This window comes from Rhodopseudomonas sp. B29 (assembly GCF_000333455.1).
GTDB lineage: Bacteria > Pseudomonadota > Alphaproteobacteria > Rhizobiales > Xanthobacteraceae > Rhodopseudomonas.
This window is the reverse complement of sequence record NZ_BADD01000554.1, coordinates 1-10974: the sequence shown is the minus strand read 5'-3', so window position 1 is coordinate 10974 and position 10974 is coordinate 1. Positions and strand designations below refer to the sequence as shown.

Below are 10974 nucleotides of genomic sequence, written 5' to 3'. Positions count from 1 at the left end.
CTCAGCCGTGTGCTGGTGATCAAGGACGCGAATTACCCGTGGCTGCTGCTGGTGCCGCGCCGGCCGAACGTCTCGGAGATCATCGATCTCGAAGAGATCGAGCAGGCCCAGCTGATGACGGAGATTTCCCGTGTCTCTTGAAGCCCTTGCAGTTATCAAGGGCAAAGACGCCACTGGCGGCGCCTTTGACGCGGTCGCGCAGAAGATCGGCCGCATCACGCGCGCCGCCAACGCGCTCAATCGCGACATTCAGAAGCAAATGAACCTTGCGGCCGCGGCCGACAAGCATGCGGCGCAGGCCGAGCGCACCGTGTCGCGGCTCGGCCGGGCAGGGCAGATCGCCGCCGGCGCCGCGGCGAGCTACGGCGCCGGCCATGCCGTTGCGGCCGTCGCGCACCGCGCCGCCGAGGTGAGTGCCGACCGCGCGCACGAAAAGGTGCGCATGGCGGCCTCTGGCATGTCCGAGCATGAGATCGCCGAGGCCGATGAACTTGCCGCCGCCACCTCGAAAAAATATCCGGCGCTGTCGCAAACCAGCCTTATGCACATGGCGCGCAACGTGCGCTCAATCGTCGGGTCGTACGAGGAAGCGACGAAGGTGCTTGATCCTCTGGCGCAATTGAAGGTGGTCGCGCTAGGCGCGCATCCGGAAAAAGCCGAAGAAATCGAGCACGATTTTGATCAGTTGACGAAGGGTATGGAAATCAAGGGTGTTACTCAGAACGAGGAACACTTCAAGCACTACATGCAAGGCATGGCGAAGGCCGTCAACGTGTTCGGCGATACGCTGCGCCCGACTGATTACTATGAAATGTTCAAATACGGTCGGCAGGCGACGAATCCGCTCAGTGATAAATTCATGCTCGAAACGGCGCCGACCTTCGCGCAGGAAATGGGCGGCAGCTCGACGGGTAAGGCTCTATCGACTTTCTACGGCACCGTGATCGGCGGCAAGATGAAGGACGTTGCGGCGAAGGAATTTGTTCGCCTCGGACTCGCCGATAACAGCAAGATCGTTCGCACCAAGACCGGCGCAGTCAAAGGGTTGCTGCCGAACGGCATTTCGCAAGGCCAATTGGCGGCGAGCGATCCTTATGCGTGGGTCAATGATGTGATGTTGCCGGCGATGGCGCGCAAGGGCATCACCGATCCGAAGAAAATTCAAGACGAGATTGCGGTCATGTTCCGCGACTCAACGGCCGCGCAATTGGTGAGTATCCTTGCGTCGCAGCAAGCGCGCATCGAAAAGGATTGGAAGTTGGTGCACGAGGCCAAGGGGCTTGACGCGTCCGACGACTACTTGCGACGCGATCCCAAAGTGCAAATGAAGGCGGTCGGCGCACAAGCCGACAACATTCTGAGCAACACCACGGCGCCGTTGATGCCGGCGGTGACGGGCGGCCTCAACTGGCTCGTGAGCGGCGAAAGCTGGCTTGCCGAGCACGCCAAGGAAAAGCCGGGACATACGGCAACCGCCGGCGCCTGGCTCGGCGGCTTGTCGAGCGCGCTTAGTTACGATGCCGGCATGTCGACGTTGGCGCACCTGTTCGGCAAAGGTGGCACGAGTTGGGTGTTGTCTAAGACGATGGCGGCGCTCGCGCCGATGCTGGCTATCACGCAACTCGCCAGCGATGTTGTCAGCGACGACGATATTCGGCGGCTCAAGGAATACGAAGCCGGGCCGCGCTCGCGTTTCGATCGGCTCGACAAGATCGACGACGAGGCGGCCGGCGATCGCGCGACGTTCCGTGAAGGCTCTTGGCTCGGTGAAGCACAGCGGCAACGCCGCGCGGCTCGCGACGCCGAGCGGGCGCGCGTCGAAACCGAGCTTGAAGGTTTCGGCTACAACCCGGCGGTGACGGCGGGCCGCTGGCGCGGGCCGCAAACGCAATGGTCGGTCGACGATATCCGGGCGGTCGCAGGCGGCGGCGCGCCTGGTGCCGGCAACGGCGAGCCGGTCAAGGCCGTCGTCGAGGGCAATGCGACGCTCGAGACTCGGGTGACGATCAATCCGTCGCCGAGCTTCCTCGCGCAGATCGAACAGAAGGTGACGAACGCCATCAACGCGTTCCGATCGAGCGGCGTCACCGCATCGGGATCGACCGGCTCAACCGGCCGCTCGTCACCAGACGCCGCGCCCGCCCCTTAAACCACCCCGCGCCGGCCTAGCCGGCACCGCCCATGCGTTCGTTCGCGCATGGGCGCTAGCTCACCACGTTGGACGTATTCACGCGCCGCGCCAGCGGCTGCGGAGCGAGGGGTTGCGATGGATTGTCGGGATTGGCTGTCGACGCTGTGGCCGGCGTCGTTCAAGGGGGTTCCGTTCTATTTTGAGCAAGACAAAGAGGAGGGCGGCCGCGACTTGGTGGTGCACGTGTTCCCCAATCGTGACGATCCGTTCGTCGAGGATATGGGCGAGGCGCCGCGCACCTTCGCCGGTTCCGCCTATGTGCACGGCGACGACGCCGACCAATGGGCCGCCACGCTGAAATCGGCGCTGGCGTCCCGCGGCGCCGGCGTGCTGGTGGTGCCGTACTTTGGGCCGGTGACGGTGCATTGCCAGACCTTTGAACGCGCAACGGCGCGCGATCAAATGGGTTACGTCGCCTTCGAAATCAAATTCGTGCGCAAGGGCGCGGCCTCGGCGATCGTCTCCGTGCCGCTGTTGCAAACCGTCGCCTTCGCGGCCGCTGATAATGTGGCAGCGGAGTCCGCCGGGGTGCTGTCGCGCAGCGTCGCGCTCGTCAATCAACCTGATTACGTGGTGGCGGCCGCGAGCACTCCGCTCGCGAACGCCGCGGCGATGCTCGACGTGCTGCGGCAGAGTTATCCGACCGATCCGGCGGTGTCCGCCAAAGTCCGAGACGATGTTGTGAGGCTACTCGGGCAGATCGACGACGCGTTTGCCTCGGGGGCTGCGTCCGATGTGGCAGCCGCGGCGTCTAACTATGTCGGCACCGTCCGCGCGCTCGCCGATGCGATGCCGGCGGCGAGCGCAGTGCGGGCAATGTCCGATATGGTGGAGTCCTTCACCGTCGCGCCGCCTACGAACTATTTGTCGGCGTCGCAAGCCGCGGCCGCCGCCAACGAAGCGGCGGCAAGCCGTATGGTCCGCCTCGCTGCGCTCACGGCCTATGCCGAGGCGGTGCTCCGCACCGTCTTTGTTGCACGGCCCGATGGGGTGACGGCGCGCGGTGAGGTGGCGGAGCGGTTCGAGTCCGAACTACTCGAAACCTACGGCGCGGCCGATGCCGCGCTTTACGTGGCAATCGAACGGCTTCGCGGCAGTGTGATCGAGTGGCTATCGCAAACTATCGCCAACCTCGCATCCGTCGTCACGGTCGAAAGCGTCAATATCCGCCCGTCGCTCGCCTTGGCTTGGATACTTTACGCCGATGCCAGCCGCGCGCCCGAGTTGGTCGCGCGCAATCGTGTCCGACATCCATCGTTCATGCCGCGCGAAATCGAGGCGCTATCGAGGTAATCCCGCATGGATATTTCGACGCTGTTCGCGCTCGGCTATGGCAGCGGCGGACAAAGCCCGACCGTTACCGTCGAGGCCGGCGGTCGGCTTTGGACGGCCTGGCGCCGCGTGACGGTGCGGGCCGCATTCACTGAGGCGGCGCGCTCGTTTCAAATCGAAGCTGCGGCCGAGCCTGGCGGTAGCGCCACGGCTTGGACCTTCAAGGCCGGGACCGAAGTCGCGATCTATTTCGATGAGGAACTAGTCTGCCGCGGTTATGTCGACCGATATCAACCGCGGATCAGCGAACATAACACCGCCGAGGTGACGATCTCGGGCCGCTCCAAGTCGCAAGACTTCATCGATAGTTCGGCGGTGCACGATACCGGCCAGTTCAAGAACAAGACACCTCAAGAGATCGCCGCCGAGCTTGACAAGTTCGGTGTCGGCGTCTCGACCGACGAGCAACTTGATAAGGTGCCGGTTTATCGCATTACGCCGGGTGAAACGGCGTTCCGGTGCCTTGAAAAGTTATGCCGCGAGCAAGGTGTTTTCCCGGTCGGCGAGGCCGACGGCTCGATCCTGATTACCAAAGCCGGCAAGTTCACACATGCCGGCGGGATCATCGAAGGCGACAACATGAAGGCCGGCGACGCCGATCACAATGCGAGCGGCCGCCATTCCGACGTGATCGTGCGCGGTCAACGGCCCTACGGCCACGGCGAGGATGCGTTGCAAATCGAGGGTATGGCGCGCGACGCCGAGGTGGGCCGGTATCGGCCGGTGATCGTCATTCACGACGGCGACACGGACAAGAAGCGGGCCAAGAAGCGGGCCGCGACGCGGCGTGATCGCGAGGCCGGAAACGCGCTCAAGGCGAACGCGACGGTGCAGGGCTTCAAAGACAAGGGCGGCAAGGTCTGGAAACCTGGCGCGCTGGTGTTTCTCGGCAGTCCGTTTCTCGACGTGCAGCAAAACATGGCGATCGAGACGGCGGTGTATTCGCAGGATCGCAAAGACGGATCGTTGAGCGTGCTTTCGCTCGTCGATCCACGCGCGCTCGGCGGCAAGGCCAGCAAGGGCGGGAGTGCCGGGGCGGCGTGGTCAAGTGACGCCGGCAGCGAGGATTAGTTGAGTCATGTGGATTTGGTTTCCGGAGGGGCAAGAGGGCCTAATAGGCTCGCTGCGCCGCGCGACCGTTCAACGCGTCGACGACTCGGGCACGCAACAAATCCTCAAACAGATGACCGGCCTCAAGTCGGAGTCCTTTGAGGACGTCTATCGGCCGCAGATGCACGGCCTCTCGTCGCATCCGCCGAAGGGTTCGGAGGGCGTGTTTCTCGCGCTCGGCGGCCGATCGGATCGGTTGCTCGCGCTGGGTTTCGAGCACAAGGACTGCCGGCCTCGCGACCTGCCCGAGGGGAATGCGACGCTGTACGACGACAAGGGCAACGTGATCTGGGCTCGTGGCGACAAGGGTGTTTCGATCAACGCGAAGGCCGGCACGGTCGACGTTCTGTCGCAAAAGGACAAGGTCACGGTCAAGCCGGCGGATGGCAAATTCGTGTTCCTCGGCGGTGACGGCACTGACGGCACTTACGGATTTGTCGAAACCGACGCGGGTACATCGATCAACGTCAAGGCGAGGGTTGGTTGATGGCCGAGGTAGTTATCCGCAAAGCGGAGGGTTGCGCCGAGGAGTCGAACGTCGTTTGGGATTCGGTGTGGGTGCCGGAGCGAGGCGTTGCCGATTGGGCGATGGCGGATGCCGACGAGACGGCTAATCGCGGTGGCCTCCGGGCAAAGCAAGCGATCGCCACCGCGGTTGTCTTGTGCCTCTTTACCGACAAGCGAGTCGATCCGGATCACCCGCTCGCCTACCTAGCCGACGGCGATGTCGGCGGCTACTTCGGCGATAGCGTCGACGTCCGCGAGGATTTGTACGAGGGCGCGCTCGGTTCGCATTTGTGGTTGTTGCGCCGCGCGCCGCTCACGATCCGAGGCATTCCGGCGACGCGATGGGCCGAGCAATTCGCCGCCGAAGCGCTGGCACCGCTGCAGGCGCAGGGCGCGGTCGTTCGGATCGATGTCGCGGCGACACAATCCGAAATGCGGAATCAGCTCTTTCTCGACGTTCGCCTGTACGGGCGCGACGGCGAGAACGTGCACGATCGCAAATATGATGTTCTGTGGAATCAGGTGGCGCTCTAATGTTCGAGATCCCGACACTCAAAGAATTGGCAGAGCGGGCGCGGCAGGCGTTCCGGGTCAACCTGCCCGGATCGGACGCCTATCTTTGGCCGAACAATATCAATCCGACGGCGAAGGTGTTTGCTGGCCTCACTCACGAGGTATTCGGATTCGCCGACTACATCCAGCGGCAGAAATTCGCACTCACTGCGGACCTTGAAAACCTCATTCTGCATGGCGAGGAAGTAGGGTTGACGCTGCGGCCCGCGGCGCCGTGGCGCGGCTTTGCGACCGTCAACGCGGCGGCGGCGATCTCTTTCGATGTCGGCGCGGTGCTGCAAAGGTCGGACGGCGTCGATTATATCGCCACCGCCGGCGGCAGCATCGCCGTTCCGGGCGTTTTTGATATCGAGGTGGTTGCGTCGGTTGACGGCTCGGCTGCAGCGCCGATCGCCGGGACGCCGCTCGATATCATCAGCGGTGCGACTGGCGACGTAATCGGCGCCACTGCGCAGATTTCCGACGCCGCGCCGCTTGCCGCTGGTGTCGATGTCGAGGATGTCGAGACATTCCGCGCGCGCATTCTGTTTCGCAAGCGCAATCCCCCGCATGGCGGCACGGCGGCCGATTATGTCGCCTGGTGCGGTGAGGTGCCGGGCGTGTCGTTCTATCAGGATCGGCCGACGGTGTTCGTCGAGCGGCTTTGGAGCGGTGCCGGCACCGTGCGGCTGTTTCCGCTGATGTTCGATCTTTATGACGACGGCATTCCGCGCGCGGCCGATGTGCAGCGCGTTGCCGATCATATCGACATGGTGCGACCGGCCGGCGCCAAGGTCGCCGTTGCGGCGGCTACGGCGGTTCCGGTCGATGTCGTGATCGCCGGGCTTTCGCCGGGCACGTCGGCGGTGCGTGAGGCGATCAAATCGGAATTGCGCGGCACGTTTCGCCGGCTCGCCCGCGTGGCTGGTATCGATCAGGCCGACTCGCGTTTGCCTTATCTCGCTGCGCCGTTCTCTTTCTCGCGCTCATGGATTTGGCAGGCAGTCGCCAACGCCAGCGGCGAGGAACGGCATATCATCCAGTCGCCGACCGCCGATATCACGCTCACTCCGGGACAATTCCCGACGCTCGGCGACGTGTCGTTCGTGTAGCAATCGGCGAGGGCTTTACTGATGGCGAGTTGTGAAAACGCGCGCCCGGCGCCGCTGCGCTGTCCGACGCGTGACGAGGTGTTGTCGTCGGTGCTCGGCCTGTTGCCGCGTGGCCGGGCGTGGCAATCCGACGAGGGCGGCCCGGTCAAGGGGTTTAGCGGCGCATTCAGCCCGGCGGCGTTCGATAACGATGCGTTCGCGACGCGCAGCCGCAAGGGCAGTGTGCTGTGGAATTTCTGGTCGGCGATCGCTGAGGTGCTGACGTTCACAAATCGCCGGCTATGCGATCTGCGGCTCGAGTTTTGGTGTGCGACACAAACCGAGACGCGGGATCTGTGGATGGCTGAATATGGCCTCCCCGATGACTGCGATCCCTTTCCCGATCTGTGTACGAAGGTGGCGGCCATCGGCGGCACGCGCTGCGAATACTACGCGCAGATTGCGGCCCGCGCCGGCTGGTCGATTAGCTGTGTCGAGTTCGCCGACGAATGCGGCGCGCGGGCCGGCTGCGCCAAGGCGGGGCGCGCCAAGCCCGGCAACCGCCGCGCCGGCGGCCTTGTGATCATGGTCGATCTCGGCGCCAGCGCCGCGTTTTCGAAGACGTACAACGCCAAACCGCGCGCCGGCCGAATGAAGGCCGGGCAGCGCCTCGGCTGCGGGCCGGACTTGGCGCCGCTGCAATGTCTGTTGTCCCGCGTGATCCACGCGGAAATCAAAACCGCCTATGGGGTGACAAATGGTTGATATTCTCGGACCGGCCGACGCGATCGGTGCGGTGACGACACGCCCGGCCGATCTGCGCGTGTTCGGCGCCGATGATACGTGGATCGCGGACTGCTCGTCGGCAACGTCGGAGGACGGCACCGATTTGACGGCGGCGTTCTTCAACGGACTCCTTGCCAATATGCGCTCGGTGTGGCGCGGCAACGGCAGCCAGCTTGACGGCATCACGCCGGTGATCGCCGACACCGGCTCGCCCGACACCGGCATGCTGCGCGCCATTCAACACCTGATGCAGCGCGGCTTGACTAACTACGCGGCCGATATCGGCGCGCAAAATGCGGTGGTCGTCACTGTTGCGCCGGCGCCAGTCGAGCTGCGCGCGGGCCTGCAACTTCGCGTCAAGCTGGCCTATGATATCACCGGCCCCTCGACGATCACAGTGAACGGCTTTCCGGTGAAAAGTCTCACCCGCGCCGACGGCAGCCCGACGGTGAACGGTGACGCCTTCAAGGGGCAGATCGCCGTCGTCGAGTTTGACGGCACCGCGTTTCAGATTGTCGGCACCGGCGGCCGCGTGCTCAGTGCGCCGCGTACGTACTACGTCAGCGCGGTGAGCGGCAACGACGCAAATCCGGGCTCACTCACGGCGCCGTTTCGCACCATTCAACGCGGCGTCAACGAAGTCGGTCGGTTGCAGCTCAACGGCTACACTGGAACGGTGCTTGTCGCGGATGGCACGTATCCCGAAAGCGTGAACCTTCCTTCGGTGTCGCAGAACGGCGCTGCGGTGCTGATCGGCAACGAAACGAGTTTTTCGAATTGCTTCATCAACTCGCCGGCCGGATCGGCGATCATCGCGGCGTCGCCCGGCGCGAATTGGACCGTTGGCGGCTTCAAGCTCATTGGCCGTGCCGCGCCGGGTGATGCGGGTAACGCGCTGTGGGTGCCGGCCTCCGGCCGCTCGATCGGTTACCGGAATATCGAGTTTGGTTACTGTCCTGGCGTGCATATCAATTCCACCGGGGGCGAGGTGGTGAAACTTGGCCCTATCGCGATTTCGGGCTCCTCGGGTGCGCACGTCTTTGCAAATGGTGGCTCGATGGGGTCTGGCGTTGCCTACGGCGTGACACTGATCGGCTCGATCAATTTCACGTCTGGTTTCGTGGTCGCCATCAACGGCGGACGAACCTCATACATCTACACGCTGGTTTCTGGCGCCGCTACCGGGCCGCGCTATCTGGCGGCGATGAATGGCGTGATTTCCGTTCTTGGCGCCGGTGAGAGTTACTATCCGGGCGATACTGCCGGATCAAAGAACACGGGTGGTCAATATGCGTAATTTCGATCCCTTCGATTGGTATTGGCTTGCCACCGACGGCCGGGTGTTTTCGAGCAAGCGGCAGGCGACCGTCGCCGGCGACGACGCCGACTATAAGGCGTTTAGTGCGACCACGGCGCCGACGCCGTGGCCGCGCGACGCCGCCGCGGTGCAGACGAGTGCGGCCTTGCAAGAGGTGCTTGCGCCTTACGGGCTGTTCGTCGATCTGGCGAGCTACGCCGCTGCCCGGCGTTACACCAAAGAGATCGGTGGCATCGTCGTCTCGGGCATGTCGATCGACACCTCGCGCGAAAGTCAGTCGATGATTGCCAATGCCTACAGCTACGTGCAGGCGAGCAACGCCGAGTCGGTGCGCTTCAAGGCCGCTTCGGGTTGGGTGACGATGTCGGCAGATCAGATCAAGGCGATCGCGCTCGCCGTCGGGGCGCATGTGCAAGCAGCGTTCAAGATCGAAAGCGATCTCGCCGACGGCATCGCAGCGTTTCCGCCGACCATCACGTCGCGCGAGCAGATCGACGCCGCGTTCGCCTAAGTCCGCGCAGTTCACAAGCATCGTCGCCGCTGTTGTGGCCGCCCGCAATGGGCGGCCTTTTTGTTTCTAGGGGCTTAGTTCAATGATCAGGCACAAAAAGCGGTTGGACGTTGCCGACGCCGGCTCCAATCCGAACGAGGTGTATCCGTCGAATTGGAATGACGATCACGCCGTTGACGGGGTACTCGGTGTCTTGCTCGACATCGGCATCGCGCCGGAGTCGTTCCCGTACATCACGGCCGACGGCCAAGGTGCGTTGGCGTCGATCAGCGCGCCGGCGCGCGCCGTGCTGGCGGGTGGCACCTATGAGGTGATGCGGACGGTGCTCGGCGCAGCGAGTGCCGACAATGCACTGCTGACAGGTGCGCCGCGTGCGCCGACGGCGGCGCTCGGCACCAACACCGACCAGATCGCCACGATGGCGGCGCTCAAGGCGATGCGCGACGATCTCGTGGCGGCGGCGCCTGGTGCGCTGGATACGCTCAATGAATTGGCGGCGGCGCTTGGTAATGATCCGAACTATGCAGCGACGATCTCGGCCGCGCTCGGCAATCGCCTGCGCGTCGACGCGGTGCAATCGCTATCGAGCGGCCAAAAGGCGTTTGCGGTCGGCAATCTCGGGCTTGCTGCCGTCGCCGTCACCGGCAACTATGCCGATCTCGCCGGGCGGCCGACGTTCGGCACCGCCGCCGGCAACGCCCTGCAGTTGGATGGTTCGGGGCGCCTTCCTGCGGTCGACGGCTCGCAACTCACCAATCTGCCGGCGCAATCCGGCGCCGTGCTCTACAACGCGGCTCAGTCGCTCTCGCCGGCGCAGCGGCTTCAAGCCTACACCAACGCAGGCTTGCCGTTTCAGTGCGGCAAGCTGACGTATGTCAGTTCGTCGGCGCTCAAGTTCGCGCCGCGCAATGGCGATCTGATCAAGATCAACGGCGCCGTCTATCGTATCCCTGCGGCCGGCATCGCCGGGCTTGGCAACACCGCAGCGTTCGTCAACGGCGTCGGGGCGTCGATCCTGGCGGCGTCGACGGTCTATCGCGTCTATGCGTTCGTCAACGCGGGAGTCATCACCGCCGATTTCCGCACCGGCGCGCACGCCACCAGCGCGACCGCAGGAAACGAGGGCGTCGAAATCCTGTCGGGCGATGACAGCCGCACGTTGATCGGCATGGTGTTGACCGATGGCACCGGCAACTTCTCCAATTTCGCGACGCTGTCGTGGTTCAACCGGGGAGGCAAAACAGCGCTTATCACCGGGAGCTCGACGGGCACTTCGGCGTCGATGAGCTTCATCGCGTGGGGCGAGGACTCGGTGTCGATCCACTTGCAAGGTTGGATCGATAATTCGTCCGGCGCTTACAACGGTTCGGGCATCTTGGTGGATGGCGCGTCGCCGACAAGTTGGGGCAACGCGACCGGTGACACTGTGGCCGCGGGCGTTTCCCGACTGAATGCGTCGCTCTCCGGCGCTATCGAACTAAGCGAAGGATTGCACACCGCCGGGGCGAGCGTGTTTACCGGCGGCGGCACCGCAACGCTGCACTACACGCTTCAAGTCAACGTGCGCGGCTAGAGC

Annotated in this window: 10 protein-coding genes and 1 pseudogene; all 11 read left to right on the top strand. The window is 64.0% G+C overall.

Annotated features, from left to right (window positions below):
- Window positions 1–138 (top strand): annotated as a pseudogene (locus I5M_RS31835) (HIT domain-containing protein); the annotation flags it as partial.
- 298 nt (window positions 139–436) lie between these two features.
- On the top strand, window positions 437–2149 hold the full coding sequence (locus tag I5M_RS19555) for a hypothetical protein (RefSeq protein WP_159104012.1): 1713 nt from the start codon (window positions 437–439) through the stop codon (window positions 2147–2149).
- A gap of 117 nt (window positions 2150–2266) precedes the next feature.
- A complete protein-coding gene (locus tag I5M_RS19550) occupies window positions 2267–3484 on the top strand; it encodes a DNA circularization N-terminal domain-containing protein (protein WP_022722942.1) in 1218 nt (405 codons plus the stop codon).
- Between the two features lie 6 nt (window positions 3485–3490).
- Window positions 3491–4594, top strand: coding sequence for a phage baseplate assembly protein (locus I5M_RS19545; RefSeq protein ID WP_022722941.1), 1104 nt, complete (start codon window positions 3491–3493; stop codon window positions 4592–4594).
- 7 nt (window positions 4595–4601) lie between these two features.
- The gene (locus tag I5M_RS31005) at window positions 4602–5120 is read left to right on the top strand and encodes a phage baseplate assembly protein (RefSeq protein WP_022722940.1); all 519 of its coding nucleotides are present in this window, start codon (window positions 4602–4604) and stop codon (window positions 5118–5120) included.
- Window positions 5120–5674: a phage GP46 family protein gene (locus I5M_RS19535; RefSeq protein WP_022722939.1), complete on the top strand. Its 555-nt coding sequence runs from the start codon at window positions 5120–5122 to the stop codon at window positions 5672–5674. The genes I5M_RS31005 and I5M_RS19535 overlap by 1 nt, the downstream gene beginning before the upstream one ends.
- Window positions 5674–6804 carry a baseplate J/gp47 family protein gene (locus I5M_RS19530; RefSeq protein ID WP_022722938.1) on the top strand — a complete coding sequence of 377 codons (1131 nt, stop codon included), beginning with the start codon at window positions 5674–5676 and terminating at the stop codon, window positions 6802–6804. The genes I5M_RS19535 and I5M_RS19530 overlap by 1 nt, the downstream gene beginning before the upstream one ends.
- A 21-nt stretch (window positions 6805–6825) precedes the next feature.
- A complete protein-coding gene (locus tag I5M_RS19525; RefSeq protein WP_022722937.1) occupies window positions 6826–7548 on the top strand; it encodes a hypothetical protein in 723 nt (240 codons plus the stop codon).
- 124 nt (window positions 7549–7672) lie between these two features.
- Window positions 7673–8866 carry a DUF1565 domain-containing protein gene (locus I5M_RS19520; RefSeq protein WP_148287912.1) on the top strand — a complete coding sequence of 398 codons (1194 nt, stop codon included), beginning with the start codon at window positions 7673–7675 and terminating at the stop codon, window positions 8864–8866.
- A complete protein-coding gene (locus I5M_RS31000; protein WP_022722935.1) occupies window positions 8859–9398 on the top strand; it encodes a DUF4376 domain-containing protein in 540 nt (179 codons plus the stop codon). Before I5M_RS19520 ends, I5M_RS31000 begins: the two co-directional genes overlap by 8 nt.
- Before the next feature lie 82 nt (window positions 9399–9480).
- Complete coding sequence (locus tag I5M_RS30995) at window positions 9481–10971, top strand: hypothetical protein (RefSeq protein WP_022722934.1); 1491 nt, start codon at window positions 9481–9483, stop codon at window positions 10969–10971.
- Window positions 10972–10974: the final 3 nt, after the last annotated feature.

What these genes read in the sequence shown, in the direction of transcription:
- I5M_RS19550 (WP_022722942.1), top strand. Translation starts at nt 2,267, where the DNA reads ATGGATTGTCGGGATTGGCTGTCGACGCTGTGGCCGGCGTCGTTCAAG.
- I5M_RS19525 (WP_022722937.1), top strand. Translation starts at nt 6,826, where the DNA reads ATGGCGAGTTGTGAAAACGCGCGCCCGGCGCCGCTGCGCTGTCCGACG.
- I5M_RS19535 (WP_022722939.1), top strand. Translation starts at nt 5,120, where the DNA reads ATGGCCGAGGTAGTTATCCGCAAAGCGGAGGGTTGCGCCGAGGAGTCG.
- I5M_RS30995 (WP_022722934.1), top strand. Translation starts at nt 9,481, where the DNA reads ATGATCAGGCACAAAAAGCGGTTGGACGTTGCCGACGCCGGCTCCAAT.
- I5M_RS31005 (WP_022722940.1), top strand. Translation starts at nt 4,602, where the DNA reads ATGTGGATTTGGTTTCCGGAGGGGCAAGAGGGCCTAATAGGCTCGCTG.
- I5M_RS31000 (WP_022722935.1), top strand. Translation starts at nt 8,859, where the DNA reads ATGCGTAATTTCGATCCCTTCGATTGGTATTGGCTTGCCACCGACGGC.
- I5M_RS19545 (WP_022722941.1), top strand. Translation starts at nt 3,491, where the DNA reads ATGGATATTTCGACGCTGTTCGCGCTCGGCTATGGCAGCGGCGGACAA.
- I5M_RS19530 (WP_022722938.1), top strand. Translation starts at nt 5,674, where the DNA reads ATGTTCGAGATCCCGACACTCAAAGAATTGGCAGAGCGGGCGCGGCAG.